The organism is Gammaproteobacteria bacterium, from assembly GCA_040183005.1.
Lineage (GTDB): Bacteria > Pseudomonadota > Gammaproteobacteria.
In genome coordinates this window covers 150,896-170,064 of the sequence record JAMPIW010000007.1, presented here as the reverse complement: position 1 = coordinate 170,064, position 19,169 = coordinate 150,896, and the positions used below count along the sequence as shown (strand labels likewise).

Sequence of the window (19,169 nt, the reverse complement as noted above, 5' to 3'; positions counted from 1 at the left end):
AGAAAGGGACAAGCTGGCCTATCGCGCACCCTGATAGCCTAGGATACCACGCTCCAGCATTGTGCTGATGGATTGTCCGACACTCATCAGGCCCTTGAGTTCCAACTGAAACATCACGGAGCGGTTGGATGTGTTGATGCCGGCCGTGTTGACGCCGGTCGTGTAATCGCGGGTGAGTATGGTAAATGCCCAGCAACAACTGTTGTATTCCAGGCCCGCCAGCGACTCCAGAATGCGTTTGTCCGGGATCGAATAATACCAGCGCCCGATGATGCTCCAGTTGCTATGCAACGGCCAGAACAGCGACAGATCCATCTGGTCCGTTTGGCCTCGCCGGTAACGGTAGGCCAAATTGAGGATATGGTTCCTGAGCGGCTGGTACTGAATGCGCGCAGAGCCGCGCTCGATGCGCTCAACGTTCGGGTTCCAGAACAGATCGCCGCTGGCAGTCCAACTTTGCGCCACGCTGGCCGCCACCTCGCCGACAATATCCGAGGTATGCCGCGCGCCCACCACCCCGCCGGGAACCGTCACTCTGCGGTCATCAAGATAGTATATCTGGCCAATACCGGCACGGATACGCTCCGCGCCGTTGTCGAGAAGGCGAGTGGTCAGCGCCATGCTGACCTGATTGGCATCGCCGACGCGATCCGCATTGCTGAATCGGTTATCGCGGAAGAGTTGTGCAAAATTAAAATCCATCGCGGCGCTGTCGAACACCGGCAGGTTGGACTGGTCACGGTAAGGCGTGTAAAGATAAAAAAGACGCGGCTCCAGTGTTTGCAGCAAGGGCCGCGCACCCCACGCGAAATCACGCTCCAGAAAAAGACCACTGTCGATATTGAAGATGGGCAACGTCCGGCTTGGCGACTCCGGCGTCCCCGGCAAGGCGTTCTCCAGCAGATAGCGTGTATGCCGCAGCATCAGCTTGGGCGTTACAAATCCTGCCTCGCGCTGCCACGGAAAACTGATCTCGGGCTGCAAATCGAGGCGCGCCCCGTTAAGCCGGTCCTCCTGCTCAAAGCGCACCACCTCCCCCTGAAAACGGTAACTCGGCGCCCCCTCCTGTCCAGGCCAACCGGCGGTCAACTGCAAGCGCGGCAATACCCGGTAGGGGCGCACGGCGGATGGCAGCGTCCTATCCAAAGGCTGCATACCCTGCACTCTCCCCAGGAAAGTCAGGTTTTCACTCTGATACGCCACATCGAAACGGCGTTCCGCATAGACAGCCGCCGCAAAACTCAGGCTGTTGCCAAAATTCCTGAAATAGTCCCTGTCAGAGACATAATTAAGATTGAGATCAGTGCTCCAGCCCTCGGCGGGGTTGCTGGTGTGCTTGTAGGCGGCTGCAGCGCGGTCCTTGCCGTAAAGCGCGTCTTTTGACATATACCCCACATCCAGCTCGCCCCGGCTTGTGCGGTTGAGATGACGGAATTCGCCTTCCATCATCAGGCCGCGCAGACTCATATAACGCGCCGTAATGGTCGCATCGTAATCCGGCGCGAGATTCAAATAATACGGTATTCTGATGCTCGTGCCAGAGGAAGAGGATGGCAGAAGGCGCGGGATCAAAAAACCGCTCTTGCGCTGATTATTAATCGGAAAAGACATATACGGCATATAAAAAAACGGCACGCCCATGAACCGGACCGTAGCGTTATAGACCTCGCCGATACCCTTGCCCTCATCCAGCCTGAGGGTGGACGAACGCAGCAGCCAACTCTCTCTGCCGGGGTCGCAGGTGGTATAAGTGGACTGCCTGAGGCGCGTAACCTCGGCATTTTCTTTGATGATCGTGGCGGCGCTGCCACGCGCATGCTGATCTTCGAAACGGTATTGCGCGTTATCGAACTGCCCCTTGTCCGTTTCCAGCTCCATATACCCGGCATCACCGTCGGCTTCCAGATTGTCGCTCCGATAATGAACATTACCTTGCGCCTGCGCGGTGCCCTTGGCCTCGTCATAGATGACCGTGTCGGCCGCCAACCGCTCATCGGCACGGCGCACCAGCGCATCGCCACTGAAGACAGCCAGCTTGTCCTTTACGGCAAACCCATAATCCGCACTCAAATAAGTGGGCGCCTCCTTGCGCTGGGCAGCACTAATGGGCACGCGAGGTTTGGGTGCAGCGTGCATGCCGCACGCCCCCCACGGACCTTCCGGGAGAGGCTCCAGGAGCGAGGCGGCAGACGCCATCTCCACCACAGGAAACGACAACAGCATCGCATAAACATAGCGCAAGACAACCGGCGGAGATTTTTTCACGGAAACAGCATCATGTGTGTTATTGATTGGCAATCCGGCGTCAAAATTGCTTAGAATAGTAAGGACCAAGCATTTTATTAGTATACCTTGATATTAACCAGCCACGCCCCAAAACAAAACACCCATGCCCGAACGTCTGAATGAATTGACCCATTGGCTGCGTCAAGATATTGGCCTGCCTCCCTTTGATATCGCACCCGCCTCGTCGGACGCGAGCTTCCGGCGCTATTTCCGCGTGCGCTACGCAGACCAGAGCCGCATCGTTATGGATGCCCCACCCGACAAGGAGGACTGCGGCCCGTTCATCACCATCGCCCGCGCGTTTCATGCGCTGGGACTGAACGTGCCCGAAGTGCTGGAGACCAATCTGGAACGCGGCTTTTTACTGCTGACCGACTTGGGTCACAGTCAATACCTGAGCGAACTGAATGAGACCAGCGTATCCCGGCTCTATGGCGATGCCATGCAGGCACTGCTGGCATTGCAACGCCCCAAGGCAGGCAGCTCCGTCTTGCTGCCCGCCTATGATCGTCCACTACTGATGCGTGAGATGGCGCTGTTCCGTGATTGGTTCATGGAACAACATCTGGGACTGGCGCTAGACAAGACAATAACGGAGACGCTCGACAAAGTATTTGATGCTCTCGTCCACTCAGCGCTGGAACAACCACAGGTGTGGGTACACCGGGATTATCATTCACGCAACCTGATGGTGACTGAACAGGGCAATCCCGGCATTCTGGATTTTCAGGACGCAGTAACCGGCCCTGTGACCTACGATCTGGCCTCGCTGCTGCGCGATTGCTACATCGCATGGCCGCGCGAGCAAGTTGAAGAATGGGCTGGGAACTATCACACACAGGCGTTAAAAACAGGTGTTATCAACGGGGTCGGCGCCCCACAATTCCTGCGCTGGTTCGATCTGATGGGTGTACAGCGCCACCTCAAGGCCATCGGCATCTTCGCTCGCCTCAACATCCGCGACGCCAAGCCAGGCTATCTCAAGGATATCCCGCGAACATTAGAATATGTAGAGGAAGTGAGTGGACGCCATCCCGAACTTGCCGGACTGCATGCGCTGATCCATGACCGGATACTGCCGCGCATGGGAAGCACTTAAACCTAAAATTGATCACCTCGAATACCGCATCCGCGTCCCATGCAATAATGACAGCGTAATCTCATCCGCGCTCAATTCGGCGGGGAAGTAGGTTCCCGAGATCTTGGTCGCATGAATGCTGGCGCCTTCCAGCCGGCATTTTGAAAAATCAACGCCGCGAAGATCGGCCTGGCGAAAATAGGCGCCGCTCAAATCCAGCCCTTCTGCGTCCAGACCACGCAAATCCAGCCCGCGAAAATCGCAATCCACCAGATCGATGGCCGTGCCTTTAGCCTTGCTATCATTGAACTCCGCAACCCGGCCATCACGCAACATCAGATACATAACGTCATCATTCTTGATACGGGGAACTTTGGTGTTGGGACTCATAACAACCTCCAGCGATCTCGTGAACAGGTTCTCATATCAGTATATCGGTTGCGGATCAGCATAGGCGTAGTATATCTTCCCAATCATCAGATCAGGACACCTTTATGACTCAAGACACCCTCCCAGCCGCCGAAATCACCCCCAAAACACACCCCACTGCCAGCATCATCTGGCTGCATGGCCTGGGCGCTGACGGCTACGACTTCATGGATATCGTACCGCAACTGCAGTTGCCCGAGAAACTCGGCGTGCGCTTTGTGTTTCCTCACGCACCGCAGCGGCCAATAACGATAAACGGCGGCTATCCGATGCGCGCGTGGTATGACATCGCATCCGCCGACATACCCGCTTCCGAAGACAGCCTGGGCATACGCGTCTCGGAACAGGCGATCCACGCGCTGATTCAGCGTGAAATTACACGGGGTATCCCTGCTCACAGGATCGTGCTGGCGGGATTTTCTCAAGGTGGGGCGATTGCCTTGCATACAGGGCTACGTTATCCACAGCAGTTGGCGGGAATCCTCGCGTTGTCCACCTATCTGCCGCTGGCCGCGGAGCTGCGCAATGAAGTACATCCCGCCAACGCAAATATACCCATCATGATGACGCATGGCACGGAAGATACCGTCATCCCGCTCATATATGGTCAGATGTCATGCAAGGCGCTAGAAGACGCGGGTTACCGGGTCGAATGGCGCAGCTACACCATGCCGCACACCCTGTGCGCACAGGAGATTCACGACATGGGCGAGTGGTTACGGCGCATACTGGCGACTTGAGCCTGCCCGTCCTGCCGGTCTAGCTCATGAAGCGCCTCATTGAGTTTGTCTTCGATCTGCCGTTTATAATTCAGAAAATGGATGGTTTGCCGCCGCCCCGCTTCCTCGCCAAGCATCGCTGAGGGAAGATTGATATCCGTAATGTAGATGGGGTAGCGCAAGCCGCTTTGCCGATTCGCCATCACATATCTGGCAACTTCACGGAACAAGCCGTTGCCGTATTCGAGAGAAGTAAATTCCTCGTCACCGCAATAAATGGTAAAGGCCAGCTTACCATCCTTTACTTTATCAACAATGATCTGCATGTTGTAATAGTTTTTCAACCCCTTTTTACGGATAGGATCATTTCTCACCAGCACGGACTTACCCATCCCATCCTTGCTGATATGATAAAACTCAACACCAATCAAACCATCCATCCCCTGTCTCTCACTCGTCCCCAGGAGATGTTGCCGTCTCAATACCGAATCAAAGAACAAGGTGTACTGATTGATTAGCGCCATACTCTCGCAATGGAGCATGCGTTGATAGTAAAGCGAACCACGTTCATCAATCACATAAACATCGGCGCAGCCCCCATCCATCCGGTAAAAAACCTGGATCATATTTGGCTTATTAGTAGCGAAAATCTGCGGGAGAGGTGTGCCGTGGAGGGCGTGCTGATCTATTTCAAGATGACTGAACGACGGCTGCTCCGCGGCCAGATTAACCAGCAAATCGTCATATGACTCAATGCGTTTGTAACGTAGTGCGTCATTTTCTTTCCACAACAGGTAATAAATATTTTCAACCGACAGAATATAGCGCAGAGAGGCAGCATGGGCACTTCGATAAAAACCATCGACAATGTTACGAAACAATTCTTCTATTCTTTTCCCAATAGTGACGCCATGATTCGCGGAAAAACACTGAATCGAAACAGGAGGAGGTAATATGCCCATGGAAGGCGGCATCCAGCGCACATATTCACACAAACAGTTCATCAACCCATTGAGCCCCACATACCTGAATGTCAACGCTTCCCTCCAGCTTGTCAAAGTCACCATATCAAATGTCAGCGCAAGATTTTCCCCCACGCCGCCGTAACTCAGCGCATCGGTCTTGTTGCTGGTGTAGTGCATACCTTGGCGAGTGTGTATTGCCATTGGATCAACACCCAAATTAATAAAGAGGGCAGCCTTCTCCATCCGTGACGCCTTGGAAAGATCTTCCATGCTCGTTTCCGAAGACTGGGTGTTCGGGAATAAATTTTGGAGGGCGCTAATCAGCAACTTGATCTCCCGAAGCGTAAGGCCAGCATCCTGGGCATGCAGGCCAATCACTGTCGCATCATTCACCATATCGTTGAAATAACACCAGGCCACAAGATCAACAACACTGTGCGCCCGTTTGATGGGCTGAAAACCACCGTGCTCGACTTCATTGTGCGGCGCGATGAACAGCGCCCAACCATCCTGTTCATCGCCTTCCTTTTTATGAACAAAGGTGAGATGGCTCTCCCACAATCCCTGGGAAATGCCACGATTGACTATCTCGACCTTGCCTGCCTTGCGTTCAAAAGCCGCATACAATTTACGGCCAAGGATATTCAAATCCTTTTGATTTATCAGCGCCAACTGGGCATGCTCATGAGCGAAATCAGACAAAAACCGGTAACTTTGCGTCAATTCGCTGGTCAGTACTCTGCGTTCCCTGAGCACGCGGTTTATTTTCCATGAGAGACGTGCATCAAGCGTTTCGAGGTAAGCAGGATCCCAATCCCAGGCATGCGCCAGACTCTTGATGAGATCGCGCCGCCAGCTGCTCTGATGAGGTGAATCTGGCGTACTGAGCCGCTCGTTGACTTTGAAATAAAAACACCGTCTGAACAACTCAAGACGTTCCTTCTCGGACGTCTTTTTCAGGTGTTCCTCAATTTTGTAATACAGCATGATATAGGGATCAAGCGCGTCAAGAGAAATTTCCCCTGCATAAATTGCCTTTTTGAAGCGCTGGCAAAGCAAATCGCTCGCAGGATATTCATGGGCATAAACCTCCATCAGCAGGAGCTTGAGCACAGATTTATAGGGCGAATCGATGCCCTTGAAAAGCTGCCATAAGGCGGCACCAAAAAACTCCTCTGCCGGTATTAGAGGAATCCCGCCAAAATCAACATATTCCGCTTCCCGTACCGCGAAACTATTCGTCAATTCCTCAAGATAACTGTCATACTCTTGCTCTTTATCAGGAGGCACCAGCCACCATGCAGGATAACGCCCCGCCAACAACAATCCTGTGCGATAAAATTCTTCCAGCAGCAAATGATGCTGTGCACTGCCGCTGCCTTCCTTGGATAACTCACTCTGCTTGCCGGACCTGAAGGACGAAGGATCCATAAGAAAGAAATGGACTTCAAGATCAAGGCTGGCCGCCCATTTCTCGATGGCCTCCGCCTTCCTGCGAAGCTCATCAAGCAGCTCTTCTTTAATGTTGGCGGGGTGGCAAATCCAGATATCGAAATCGCTTTTCTTCGAGTAGGCAATAGTGCCACTGCTGCCCATCAGAAAAAGCGATAGAATCTCAAAGCGTGGCAACGCCTTGCGCTTGTATGAGAAATTCCTGGAAATCTTCTTCGCGGCCTCAAGGGTGCGCTTGTCCGGAGAATAATCGGAGACCCCCATCGGGGTATTATTGGAAACAAATCCAGGCAGCAGCATATGATTAACATGAAACAACAGGGGCAACAGATCGAGAAAATCGCGCTGCCGTTCACGCAGAGACGACTGCGCACGCTGCAAACGCTCGCGATTGAGCGCCAGAAAGCGCCGCTTGATAGCGTTTATGTCAGCCAGCCTGGCCCCGAGAATCATATTTTTTGCATCATTGGTCACACCCCGAGATAATAGCGGCAGAAGACATGGAAACATAATATTCCGCCGATACCCATCGGGTTACTAAAGCTTTACCATAAACGTCCGATATACACACTTTACAGACACGTCTCGTTGGCCTGGCTGTATGGGAATGAACAACCATGGAGAATTTAACTATGATAAAGCGCCTTGAATCAGCCACTGCGCTGGCTATCCTTGAGAATGCCCCTCTTGGCGTTTTGGTTCTGGATAATAAAGGGCAAGTGTTATCCATCAATAAAACGCTCCAGAGCCTTCTGGGCATCCAGGAAGATCAGCTATCCCGTACCTCATCAAGCCTGTCACAAAATGCCAAAAAATGCCTGTTCGACCCCCAGGAGGTCATGCACCTTCCGGCGACAGGCTCGCAGCCAGAATGCTGGCTGAAATGCTGGCGGCAATCGCTGGGCGACGGATTGGGCGACGTTCTTTTTTACGCGGACATCACCTCGCAACAACAGGCACAAGAACGGTTGACGGAAGAATTGGCGCTCTACACCCTCAATGACCCTCTCACGTCCCTGCCGAATCGCCGTGCCCTTCTGCAGAGCCTTGAACCGCAAATTTCACGCAGCCGGCGCTACGAAAATCCCCTCGCAGTGATCGTGTTGAAAATCGCCAACCTCGCACAGCTTGACGCTATCCACGGGGATTCCAGCGCCGACCGTGCCATGATGGCTGTCAGTCAATTTCTCAAGGATCAGATGCGCTGGGTTGATATGATCGGGCGCATGGACACCGACGAGTTTCTGCTCATTTTGCCGGAAACAGCGGAGGCCGCTGCCGTCGAGCTGACCAAAAAACTCCAGCTACGCCTCGCGGAACTACAAATAACCGGGGCCGATGGGCGATCCATCAGCCTGGAAGCACGCTGCGGGGTGGCGGGCTGGATCAAAGGTGACGACACGAACAAACTGTTGCACCGCGCCTACCAATCGCTATAAGTTATTCCAAATTTTCGTTAAAAACGACAACGGTTTTGTAGGGTGCGTCCCACGCACCCTTTAAAACATCTTGCTAGCCGCCCCAAAAAAAGCAGTCAACTGCCATTTTTAGGATCATCCATGTCCATCCTGGTTTTCAACAGCGGTAGCTCGTCACTCAAATTTCAATTTTTTGAAACAGCAGCATCGGGCGAGTTAAAGGCACTGGCACGCGGGATGATCAGCGCATTTGGTGAGCAGGCGCGCTGCACATGGGTTATCGATGGCAGGCCCGGCGACGCTTGCGCAGCCATCCGCAATCACCACGATGGCACCCGCTGGATATTGAACTGGCTGAAAGATAAAACACTTCTGCATACTCTGACAGCCATAGGTCATCGCGTAGTGCATGGCGGAGATATCTTTAGTGCTCCGGTGTGCGTTAGCGAAAGCGTCGTAACGGAGATCGAATCATTAAATTCTCTGGCACCCCTACACAATCCCCTTGCCGTGCAAGTCATCCGCGCCTGCCAGACATCTTTGTCACCGGATATCCCGATGGTCGCGGTGTTTGATACTGCATTTTTTCATGCCCTACCGGACCATGTGAGCTGTTATGCCCTTCCGTATAAATGGACACATGACTATGGCATCAAGCGCTATGGCTTTCATGGCATCGCGCATCGCTATCTTTACCAACGGTATCACGAGATAAGCACAACAGACGCCAAAACCAGCCGTGTGATTACCGTGCAACTCGGCCAAGGCTGTTCCGTTGCGGCAATCCGTGGCGGAACGGCAGTGGAAACCAGCATGGGTTTCACGCCGCTGGAGGGGCTGATCATGGCTACACGCTGTGGCGATATTGATCCTGGCGCTCTGTTGTATCTCGCTGAACGGCTAAGTATCGAACAACTACGTGTAGGGCTGAATCAACGCGCGGGACTGCTGGGCATGTCCGACACCAGCGCCGACATGCGCGAATTGTTAAGGCTGGAGGCACAAGGCCACAGCGGCGCAAAACTTGCGATTGACGCCTTCTGCCACCGCGCGCGTAAATACCTCGGCGCCTATCTGGCGGTACTGGGCGGCGCCGACGCCATCGTCTTTAGTGGCGGCATCGGCGAACACGCACCGCTCATCCGGGAACGCATCTGTACCGGCATGGAATGGTGCGGACTGGTGATGGACAAGGCCACCAATGCGGCGGTAACGGGCACCTCGGAAGCCTGCATTTCAGCCAACACATCGCAAGTGGCGGTTTATGTCATTCCAGCAGATGAAGAGTTATTGATAGCGCGCGACACCAAGGAATGTCTGGCACAACATTTGTAACTATTAAGATGCAACGTCATAGCCAGCATCTTCGATAGCATTCTTGAACATTTCCACGCTGGCCTTACCGGCATCATACTGGATAGTGGCCTGTGCATTTTCCAGAGAGACATCCACACTGATTACGCCATTAATCGGTTGCAGCATGTTTTTAATGCTATTTACGCAGCCGCCGCACGACATACCCTGCACATTTAGTATTACGGTTTCCATTTTTCACTCCTTAAACCTACGAATGAATGCTCCGCCATCTCTTGAGCAACAAAGAATTACTGACAACAGACACAGAACTTAAAGCCATTGCCGCGCCGGCGATCACCGGATTGAGCATGCCGAAAGCTGCCAACGGGATGCCCAGCACATTATAAATAAATGCAAAAAACAGATTCTGACGGATCTTGGACAGCGTCGCGCGTGACAATCGCATTGCATCGACCACGCCCAGCAGATCGCTGCGCATCAACGTAACGTCGGCGGCTTCAATCGCCACGTCCGAACCCGCTCCGATGGCGAAACTGACATCCGCCGCAGCGAGTGCCGGCGCATCATTGATGCCATCGCCCACCATGCCAACCACCCTGCCACTGGCCTTAATCTTCTGCACTTCAGCCGCCTTGTGTTGCGGCAGCACTTCCGCCACATAATCACGTATGCCCGCCTGGGCGGCGATGATTTGTGCCGTGGCACGGTTGTCACCGGTCAGCATAATCACGGCAATACCCATCTGGTGCAATCGCGCCACCGCCTGCACTGAGCTGTCACGCAGCTTATCGGCAATACCCATATATCCCAAAACCTGCTCCCCACTGGTCACGCCTATCACGGTTTTGCCTTGTGACTGCAAGTGGGTAACAGCCGCCATATCAAGAGTAACACCCTGCTCTAAAAGATAACTTGGCGATCCCAGCCAAATGGCTTGCCCATCGACTTCAGCAAATATTCCTTTGCCAGTAACAGCTGTGAAGTGGCTCACAGCGCCCGGCTGCACACCGGCTTGCTTTGCCTTTTCCACAATCGCCACAGCAAGAGGATGACCAGAACCTTGCTCCACCGTCATTGCGATTCGCAGCAATTCCGATTCAGGCACCTCGCCACATAGAACAATATCGGTCACTACCGGCTTGCCTTCGGTGAGGGTGCCGGTCTTGTCTAAGATCAAGGTTTGAATTTTTTCGGCGCGCTCCAATGCGGCGGCGTTCTTGACCAGCACGCCCGCGCGCGCGCCTAATCCAGTTCCCACCATAATCGCCGTAGGTGTAGCGAGACCCAATGCACAGGGGCAAGCAATCACCAGCACCGCCACCGCATTGATCAACGCCACCGTAAAATCACCGCTGAGCCACCACCACAAGCCCAGTGTGATGATACTGATTGCAACCACCACCGGCACAAAGATGCCGGAAATCACATCCGCCAAGCGCTGAATCGGCGCCTTCGACCCCTGCGCCTCCTCGACAAGATGAATAATCCCCGCCAGCACGGTGTGACTGCCTACGCCGGTGGCACTGCACTTGAGCAGGCCTTGCTGATTCATGGTGGCAGCGAAGACTTTGCTGCCTACTTCCTTCGTCACCGGCAGGCTCTCCCCGGTCAGCATCGACTCAACAACACTGGAATGCCCCTCAATCACCTCACCATCCACAGGCATGCTCTCCCCGGGGCGCACAATGAACACATCACCCACGTTAATGCTTTCCACCGGCACCTCGATGACCTGACCATTCCGCTCCACACGGGCCGTCTTGGGCTGCAACTTGATCAGTTCTTCGATGGCCGAAGACGTCTTGCCCTTAGCCTGCATTTCCAGCAGCTTGCCCATCATGACCAAAGTAATGATGGCCGCGCTCGCCTCGAAATAAACATGCTGGCCATGCAAGCCCGCCACAGTCACGACAGCGCTGAATAAATAGGCCATGCTGGTGCCGAGCACGATCAACACATCCATATTGGCACCGCCACCACGCAACGCATGCCAGGCACCTATATAAAAGCGTTTACCAATCCAGAATTGTACGGGCGTTGCCAACAGCCATTGCAGCCAGCGCGGCAAAACTTCGGCGTGAGTTCCGAAGATCATGAGCACCATCTGCAACACCAGCGGCGTGGTGAACGCCACGGAGATCCAGAACAAGCGCAGCTCTTTGTGATAAACCTCCACGCGACGCGCCTTTTCTTCGGTGTGACTGGCCTCCACAACTTCCTGTGCGTCATAACCGGCCTTGCGCACGGCATTGATGAGCATGTCCACGCTGACCGCACTGGGCGTATAACGAACACGCGCCTTTTCAGTCGCCAAATTAACCGTCGCCTCAACACCCTCCACGCGATTCAACACCTTCTCGATACGAGCCGCGCACGCCACACAGGTCATACCCGAAATGGACAATTCGATGGTTTCAGGAGAAATGCCAGACACGTCGCTCTCCAGCAGTTTTGTCTGATTCATGATGAAATATCATCCTGGAAACAGCAGTTGGAAGAGCAAGGTAGCGTGCGCTATGCGCATGAACACACCACCTTTGATCCATGACGGCATTGGGATCCGGTAAAACATAGTTACGTGAAGCCGGTTGTGAAATAGCCTCATTCTAGCTTCCATCTCTATGCACTCAGCGCGCAGAATCCTGATAAAGATGGCAATGCACGCGATGCTTGTCACTCAATACTGTTTCCCCAGGATAGATATCGTTGCATATCGGCATGGCATGGGGACAGCGCGGGTGGAAATGACAACCGGCAGGGGGATGGATGGGCGATGGCATATCGCCCTTCAGCGGCGAGATTTCACGGCGACTGTCAGGATCAGGCACGGGAACCGCTGCCAGCAAGGCCTGCGTATAAGGATGGCGTGGGTTCTGCAATACCTCCTCAACCGTGCCACGCTCCACGATACGACCAAGATACATCACCGCCACTTCGTGCGCGAGATACGCCACCACCGACAGATTGTGGGTGATAAAAAGATAAGACAGGCCGAGCTCATCTTGCAGGCGTTTGAGCAGATTCAGGATCTGCGCCTGCACTGAAACATCCAGCGCACTGGTAGGTTCGTCGCACACTATCAGCTTGGGATTCACCGCCAACGCCCTGGCAATGCAGATACGCTGCCGCTGCCCACCTGAGAACTCATGGGGATAACGGTATTTTATGGACGGTGATAGCCCAACCTGTGTCAACAATTCGTCGACCCGCGCCTGACGAGACTGCCGCGATGCCTCAACACCAAGGGCCGTCATCCCCTCCTCTATGATGTCCGCCACGCGCATGCGCGGATTCATCGAGGAATAAGGATCTTGGAAAATAATTTGGAAATCCGCACGCCGTTTACGCAGACTTTCACCACGCAGGTCGTTCAGCTTGGTTCCCTGAAAATATACGGTGCCGGCGGTCGGGCGTATAAGCTGCAATATAGCCTTACCCGCCGTGGTCTTGCCGCAGCCCGACTCACCTACCAGGGCCAGCGTGCGTCCTGTTTCAATATTAAACGATATGCCATCCACGGCATGCACTTGCCCCACGCGTCGCTTGAACAAGCCCTTGTGTATGGGGTAGTGAACTTTCAGATCATTGATCTCTAAAAGCGATTTTTGCTGATTTATTTTCTCTGGAACAACTTCTTCCTCAACCGCTACCGGCGCCGCCTGGCTCACCGGGCGCCCGGATAGCAACTGAGCATCATACAGATGGCAACGAATGCCGCGCCCTTCATCGGACATCTGCCACACAGGTTCAATATCCCGGCAGGTCTGCCAGGCAAACTCGCAACGATCAGCAAAGCGGCAACCTTTGAACTCCTGCCCCAAATTGGGTACTGAACCCGCAATAATAGCGAGCCTGCTGTTGCGCTTGTTTATATCCGGCAAGGAGTCGAACAATTTGCGGCTATAAGGATGCTGTGGCGCATTAAAGAACTCTCGCACACTGGCCTGCTCCACGATCTGCCCGGCATACATCACCGCAACACGATCGGCAATCTCCGCCACCACACCCAGATCGTGGGTAATCAGCATGATCGACATGCCTCGCTCCTTCTGCAGGGTGCGCAGCAGTTCCAGGATCTGTGCCTGTATCGTCACATCCAGCGCAGTGGTCGGTTCATCGGCGATCAACAGCTCCGGCTCACCGGCCAGGGCAATGGAAATCATGATGCGTTGTTTCATACCGCCGGAGAGCTGATGAGGATATTCCTGTGCGCGCTGGCGGGGATCGGGAATACCGACGGCATCGAGTAATTCGAGCAATGCCGCCTGCGCCTTTTCACCCTTCAGGCCACGATGACGGCGCAGGCTTTCGCAGATCTGTTCCCCAACCGTGAGCACCGGGTTCAACGATGTCATCGGTTCCTGAAAGATCATGGCGATACGTCCACCGCGCACATCACGCATTTTGATCTCGGGCAGCCGCAGCAAGTCCTGGCCTTCCAATAAGGCTCGCCCCCCGACAACCTGCCCCGCAGGCTGGGATAGCAAACGCATGATCGACAACGAAGTCACCGATTTGCCGCAACCGGATTCTCCCAGCAATGCAAAAGTTTCACCGCGCTTGATCTCAAAGCTGACACCATCCACGGCACGTACTGCTCCCGCGCCGCTGCCAAACCAGGTTTTTAGATTATCTACCTGCAATAAAGTATCGGTCATTTTGAAAGAGTCATTCTTAGCAGCCCACTTCTGCGCAAGCGTGGATCAAAGGCGTCCCGTACTACATCAGCGAAGAGATTGGCCGATAGCACCAGGACAAACATGAATATAAACGCGGCGAGCAATGGCCACCAGACTATCGGTTCGCGCGCCATCTCCATGCGCGCACTGTTAATCATATTCCCCCAACTGTTCATGGTCGGATCGACACCAACACCGACATAGGACAACACCGCCTCCGCCAGCACCAGGGCGCTGAAATCCAGTACTATCGAGATCAGCACGATGTGCATGACATTCGGCAGTATATGGCGGCCTATGATCTTGAAATGACCCACTCCAAACGCCACAGCCGCCTGGATATAATCCATCTCGCGCAGCTTCATGGCCTCACCGCGCAGCAATCGGCATAACCCAGTCCAGCTCGTGACGCCCAGAATGATGCAAAGAAACAGCAGGCGCAGGTCAGCGCGTGCCGCAGCTGTTTCAAATAATTCCGGATGTGTTGCCATATAGACCTGCAACATCAGAATGGCCGCCGCGATCAACAATACGCCGGGTATCGAACTCAGTGTGGTATAGACATATTGAATGACATCGTCCGCCAACCCGCGAAAATAGCCTGCGGCGATTCCAGCAAGAATGGCAAACGGCAGCATGACCAAGGTAGTGAGTGTGCCGATCACCAGTCCGGTGCGGATACTCTTTAGCGTTTGATAGAAAGTATCCTGCCCAACCTTGTCAGTGCCGAAGATATGATATTTCCCTGACAGATTCACCACCAACATCGCCAGCAGAATCAAAATGGCAGTGGTTAATAAAATCACATGCCACGGAATCTCGGTGCGTCCGCGCATAACCAGCCCAAACATTTCCGATACTGAGCTCTGGTGCCGCCGTGCGAGCCACAATAACAATAGCGCGGCAAAAACAGCCCATACCACCATGCCCTCAAAAACTGCTAGCAATGATATGCCCAGAATGTCGCCAGAACGCTCTTGTTCAGGATTCTTCAGATGTGAGCCACCATGCTGAAGACGTGGATAGAGACGCACCTTGCTGCCATCGGGAAGATCCACCGTCTCCTTGACATAAAGGTGGGCGGCGAACGGCGCTGAATAGCTCTTTTCAACACCTTCACGTACAGGCGTAGCCATCCAGTCCAGAGCGCTCAATACATCATTCGAATACTGCTGTTCAGTAGATTGCTTAACATCCGGCAGCGGCATTCTAAAATGAACGGAATCCAGCAGCCCGATGACAAGATAAGCGCTGAGGAAGACGATCGCGATCACACCTACGCTATCACGTGCAACTTCACGCCACGGCGCGCGCAAGTGTTCATGTTGACTGGCATAGGCGGCGAATCCCATACACATCGCACATAAAATAAAGATCAACGCATCCGTCCATAACACGACAAACTTGACGGGCAAAAACGATACTGAAAAAACAAGCAGCAAGGATGCCGCGACAAGCACCAGTGCCACGCTGCCTATGATCTTTTTTGTTGTCATCAACACTTTTTATGCCAGCTTTACGCGCGGATCGACGAGAGTGTATGAGATATCGGTCAGTAATAATCCGAGGATGTATAAAATAGAGCCCAGAAACACCATGCTGCGCACGATAGCAAAATCCTGCATATTGATGGCATCGATGGTATAACTGCCTAGCCCGGGGACACCAAAGAACGACTCCAGCACCAGATTCCCCATAAACAAAAGTGGCAGAATCACCACTACGCCGGTAAGAATGGGAATCATGGCGTTCTTCAGTACATGCCTGAACAACACCAACGACTCGGACAACCCTTTGGCGCGCGCGGTGCGCACATAATCCTTGCCCATCTCTTCGAGAAAAATGGTGCGATACCAGCGTATCCCCGACCCAATGCCGCTGGCCACGCCAACCATAACTGGCAAAACCACAAACTTGAACGCATCAAAACCTTCTTCATATCCGGAGATTGGCACAAGGTGCCACAATTTTCCCACCAGATATTGACCACCGATGATATAGAAAAGACTGGAGATAGACATCAGCGTCACGCACAACACCACCCCCCAGAAATCGATATACGTGGCACGAAAAAAGGCCACCAACAGCGCAAACGTGATATTCGTCAAAAGCCCAATCAACAGGATCGGTAGCGCCACGACAAGACTTGGCCACATGCGTTGCTTGATGTCGTAGGTAATATCACGTCCGCTGTCCGACTGGCCAAATTCAAAAACAAACAATTTGACGGATTTATCATAGAAAATGGTATCAGTGAATTTTTCAGACCCTGCAGCGCTGCCATTGAAAACAAGAGGTTTATCATACCCTCGCTCATGCTTCCACTTCTCAATCGCTTCCGGCGTGACGCGTTTCATGCCAAGGTTCATGCGCGCCATATCATCAGGAGTATTTACCACAAAAAATAGCGCAAAGGTCAGCAGATTAACCCCGATCAAAATCGGTATCGCATAGAAAAACCGGCGAATAATATAGTTAATCATGGCTGATGCAATACCATATCGGATTCATAAATCGAGTTGCGGCAGCTTAGGTGCCGAATATTCGCGGCGCACATATATCACAATGGCCGGCAGAGTACCTAAAATTAAAACCAGAATTAAAACCACAAACGGCCAGACTACCGGATGATTCCATTCTGCACGTTTTTGCTCACGCAATTGCGGATCTATTCTCAGATATTTGAGTGTGTTATTAGCCATAAGGTTAGGCTTGGCGTTGTGATACCAGCCATGATAGAGCGTAAATCGCTTCGGATGAAAGCCCCATAGCCATGGCGCATCGCGTCGCGCAATCTCCACCATTTCTTTAATAATAGCGAGCCGTTCCGGACTGTTTTCCATATTTTTCATGCGTTCGAAGAGGCGGTTGAACTCCGGGCTATCGTAATTAGCCGCGTTCTCGCCGTTTTTTCCCACCTTGCTGTTTGGCCCGTAGAGCAGAAACAGGAAATTTTCAGGGTCAGGGTAATCGGCATTCCAGCCCCAGGTAAACAACTGTGCATCGCCCTTCAGCATCTTTTCCTGAAAGCGGTTGTAATCGGTGTTTCGAATAATCAACTGCATATCAATTTTCTTGAGCTGCTTGCGATACCAGTCCAGCAACGCCTTGTCATCTGGCCCTGAAGCTGTGATATCCAGATACAACAACAAGGGTCTGCCTGTTTTTTCATCCCTCCCGCCCGGATACCCCGCCTCCGTCAGCAACCGGCGAGCCTCATTAAGAGACTTGCGCTGAGGCTTGCCATTCGCCCAGCGATATACATAGGGATTGATACCTTCAGCACCTTCCTGATAGCCGAAGATGCCGGGCGGGACCGGACCTTGAGCGGCGATACCACGACCATTGGTAAAGATGGAAATATATTCTTCATGATCGATGGCGATCGAAACCGCCTGGCGCAGCTTGCGTGCCCGCTCGCTATACCCTCCTATCACCGGATCGAGCATATTGAACCCCATATAGAACGTCGATGTCTCCACCGAGGTGCTTAGCTTGATACCCTTCTCTTGCATATCCTCGGTCAAGCCCACCTCGCCCTGACCACCGACACGAACCGCCTGATCGAAACTGTCCGAGCTGATCCCCGAGGCATCGTAGTAACCTTGCAGGAATTTATTCCAATAAGGGATGCTTTCCTTTTCGAGGCTATATACAACCTTGTCGATAAAAGGCAGCGGCTTGCCTGCGTCCTTCAGGAATCCCTGGTCCTCTGCCTCACCCTCCGACGGATAACGCTCGCCATGAAAATTCGGATTGCGTTCCAGCACCATCTGCCGGTTCGGGTTATTCACGGTCAGCATGTAAGGCCCGGTTCCCACCGGATACCAATCAAGAGTAATGTTCTTTTCTACCAACCCCGCTTGTGCATAGAAACGATCGGCCTCCGCAGGGACAGGCGCAAAAAACGGCATGGCCAACCAGTATAAAAGTTGCGGGTACTGCCCCTGCACCTTGATGCGGTAGGTATAACGGTCAACAACCTGAACACCCTCAAAATCAAACTGCCCAAGGTCGAGATACGCCTCTTTATCACCTTTAGCGGCCACCAGGCTTTCGTAGGTTTTATCTAGCCGCTGCGCATAGCTCTTGAGGCCAACGATGTATTCGCTCATGGCCCCCAAAATCGGCGAATGCAGGCGTGGATGGGCAAGGCGTTTGATCTGATTCACATAATCCTCAGCCACCAGTTCTCGGCTGCCTGTTTTGGCAAAATCGGCCAAGGTATTAATACCCGCCAAACTCTTCGCATCCAGGTCGTGATATAAAAATCGCTTGCTCGCGTCACGAGCAAAGGCAGGATGGGGTTGATAATACACGCCCGGGCGGATATGTATCTCGTAAACGCTATACGCCACCTCCTGCGACGCACTGGACAATACTCGCCCATCACGATCCAAAAAAACCGGGCGTGGGACTTCAGTAGCACCGAGTGGAATCAGCGTGTAGGGGCGCTTGAGGTAATGATATTGGAGTGGAGGCTCATAGATCTGGGCCGTAAACTGAACCTCGTTGGAACTGTAGGAGCGCGCGGGGTCAAGGTGCTTGGGCCTATCCGAAAAAGCGGAATAAAGAATATTCTTGTTGGCCTCATCGGCCGGATAAGGATCATTCCAGGTCTGCCCCCCGCAGCCTGACAGAAACAAAATAATACCCGTAGCCAGATAACGCAGCATCACCCTCATGCCTGCACCTGAAATTCCACGGTTGACAGATATCCGATTGCACTGCTGTCGTTCATATCCATATCTATCTGCGCTGCAATACATGCCCGGATTATAACCACTATCCACAACGCTTTGACAACTTGCGCCTCTTGATAGACA

14 protein-coding genes are annotated in these 19,169 nt (G+C 53.2%); 5 read left to right on the top strand and 9 right to left on the bottom strand.

Annotated elements, in window-relative coordinates:
* Window positions 1-18: 18 nt before the first annotated feature.
* Window positions 19-2,265 (bottom strand): LPS assembly protein LptD, encoded by a 2,247-nt coding sequence (gene lptD, locus M3A44_06750; GenBank protein ID MEQ6341349.1) that lies wholly within the window; start codon window positions 2,263-2,265, stop codon window positions 19-21.
* 124 nt (window positions 2,266-2,389) lie between these two features.
* On the opposite strand from lptD, the gene M3A44_06745 reads away from it, so the two are divergent.
* Window positions 2,390-3,385, top strand: coding sequence for a phosphotransferase (locus tag M3A44_06745; GenBank protein MEQ6341348.1), 996 nt, complete (start codon window positions 2,390-2,392; stop codon window positions 3,383-3,385).
* A gap of 12 nt (window positions 3,386-3,397) precedes the next feature.
* On the opposite strand, the gene M3A44_06740 is transcribed toward M3A44_06745, so the two are convergent.
* Entirely contained in the window at window positions 3,398-3,754 is a 357-nt protein-coding gene (locus tag M3A44_06740) for a pentapeptide repeat-containing protein (protein ID MEQ6341347.1), read from the bottom strand.
* A gap of 104 nt (window positions 3,755-3,858) precedes the next feature.
* Here M3A44_06740 and M3A44_06735 point away from each other — a divergent pair, with 104 nt between their 5' ends.
* Window positions 3,859-4,533: an alpha/beta hydrolase gene (locus tag M3A44_06735; protein MEQ6341346.1), complete on the top strand. Its 675-nt coding sequence runs from the start codon at window positions 3,859-3,861 to the stop codon at window positions 4,531-4,533.
* Here the strand turns inward: M3A44_06735 and M3A44_06730 are convergent.
* Window positions 4,491-7,310 (bottom strand): class I adenylate cyclase, encoded by a 2,820-nt coding sequence (locus M3A44_06730; protein ID MEQ6341345.1) that lies wholly within the window; start codon window positions 7,308-7,310, stop codon window positions 4,491-4,493. The two genes, M3A44_06735 and M3A44_06730, sit on opposite strands and share 43 nt — an antisense overlap.
* Here M3A44_06730 and M3A44_06725 point away from each other — a divergent pair.
* From M3A44_06725 to M3A44_06715, 3 genes are all read left to right on the top strand, one after another.
* Complete coding sequence (locus tag M3A44_06725; GenBank protein MEQ6341344.1) at window positions 7,230-7,415, top strand: hypothetical protein; 186 nt, start codon at window positions 7,230-7,232, stop codon at window positions 7,413-7,415. The two genes, M3A44_06730 and M3A44_06725, sit on opposite strands and share 81 nt — an antisense overlap.
* Window positions 7,416-7,561: 146 nt before the next feature.
* Window positions 7,562-8,368, top strand: coding sequence for a diguanylate cyclase (locus M3A44_06720; GenBank protein MEQ6341343.1), 807 nt, complete (start codon window positions 7,562-7,564; stop codon window positions 8,366-8,368).
* 120 nt (window positions 8,369-8,488) lie between these two features.
* Window positions 8,489-9,682 (top strand): acetate/propionate family kinase, encoded by a 1,194-nt coding sequence (locus M3A44_06715; protein MEQ6341342.1) that lies wholly within the window; start codon window positions 8,489-8,491, stop codon window positions 9,680-9,682.
* 3 nt (window positions 9,683-9,685) lie between these two features.
* Here M3A44_06715 and M3A44_06710 read toward each other — a convergent pair whose 3' ends face one another.
* The 6 genes from M3A44_06710 to M3A44_06685 all read right to left on the bottom strand — a co-directional run bounded on the left by M3A44_06710 (window position 9,686) and on the right by M3A44_06685 (window position 19,019).
* Complete coding sequence (locus tag M3A44_06710) at window positions 9,686-9,895, bottom strand: copper ion binding protein (GenBank protein MEQ6341341.1); 210 nt, start codon at window positions 9,893-9,895, stop codon at window positions 9,686-9,688.
* A 16-nt stretch (window positions 9,896-9,911) separates the two neighbouring features.
* Window positions 9,912-12,128: a heavy metal translocating P-type ATPase gene (locus M3A44_06705; protein ID MEQ6341340.1), complete on the bottom strand. Its 2,217-nt coding sequence runs from the start codon at window positions 12,126-12,128 to the stop codon at window positions 9,912-9,914.
* A gap of 163 nt (window positions 12,129-12,291) precedes the next feature.
* On the bottom strand, window positions 12,292-14,322 hold the full coding sequence (locus M3A44_06700) for an ABC transporter ATP-binding protein (GenBank protein ID MEQ6341339.1): 2,031 nt from the start codon (window positions 14,320-14,322) through the stop codon (window positions 12,292-12,294).
* The gene (locus M3A44_06695) at window positions 14,319-15,701 is read right to left on the bottom strand and encodes an ABC transporter permease subunit (protein ID MEQ6341338.1); all 1,383 of its coding nucleotides are present in this window, start codon (window positions 15,699-15,701) and stop codon (window positions 14,319-14,321) included. Before M3A44_06695 ends, M3A44_06700 begins: the two co-directional genes overlap by 4 nt.
* Before the next feature lie 147 nt (window positions 15,702-15,848).
* The gene (locus M3A44_06690) at window positions 15,849-16,826 is read right to left on the bottom strand and encodes an ABC transporter permease (GenBank protein ID MEQ6341337.1); all 978 of its coding nucleotides are present in this window, start codon (window positions 16,824-16,826) and stop codon (window positions 15,849-15,851) included.
* Window positions 16,827-16,850: 24 nt separating this feature from the next.
* Entirely contained in the window at window positions 16,851-19,019 is a 2,169-nt protein-coding gene (locus tag M3A44_06685; protein MEQ6341336.1) for an ABC transporter substrate-binding protein, read from the bottom strand.
* Between the last annotated feature and the right edge of the window lie 150 nt (window positions 19,020-19,169).

Coding starts and splice junctions, on each gene's coding strand:
- M3A44_06745 (MEQ6341348.1), top strand. CDS start 2,390: ATGCCCGAACGTCTGAATGAATTGACCCATTGGCTGCGTCAAGATATT.
- M3A44_06740 (MEQ6341347.1), bottom strand. CDS start 3,754: ATGAGTCCCAACACCAAAGTTCCCCGTATCAAGAATGATGACGTTATG.
- M3A44_06735 (MEQ6341346.1), top strand. CDS start 3,859: ATGACTCAAGACACCCTCCCAGCCGCCGAAATCACCCCCAAAACACAC.
- M3A44_06725 (MEQ6341344.1), top strand. CDS start 7,230: ATGATTAACATGAAACAACAGGGGCAACAGATCGAGAAAATCGCGCTG.
- M3A44_06720 (MEQ6341343.1), top strand. CDS start 7,562: ATGATAAAGCGCCTTGAATCAGCCACTGCGCTGGCTATCCTTGAGAAT.
- M3A44_06715 (MEQ6341342.1), top strand. CDS start 8,489: ATGTCCATCCTGGTTTTCAACAGCGGTAGCTCGTCACTCAAATTTCAA.
- M3A44_06710 (MEQ6341341.1), bottom strand. CDS start 9,895: ATGGAAACCGTAATACTAAATGTGCAGGGTATGTCGTGCGGCGGCTGC.
- M3A44_06705 (MEQ6341340.1), bottom strand. CDS start 12,128: ATGAATCAGACAAAACTGCTGGAGAGCGACGTGTCTGGCATTTCTCCT.
- M3A44_06700 (MEQ6341339.1), bottom strand. CDS start 14,322: ATGACCGATACTTTATTGCAGGTAGATAATCTAAAAACCTGGTTTGGC.
- M3A44_06695 (MEQ6341338.1), bottom strand. CDS start 15,701: ATGTGTATGGGATTCGCCGCCTATGCCAGTCAACATGAACACTTGCGC.
- M3A44_06690 (MEQ6341337.1), bottom strand. CDS start 16,826: ATGATTAACTATATTATTCGCCGGTTTTTCTATGCGATACCGATTTTG.
- M3A44_06685 (MEQ6341336.1), bottom strand. CDS start 19,019: ATGCTGCGTTATCTGGCTACGGGTATTATTTTGTTTCTGTCAGGCTGC.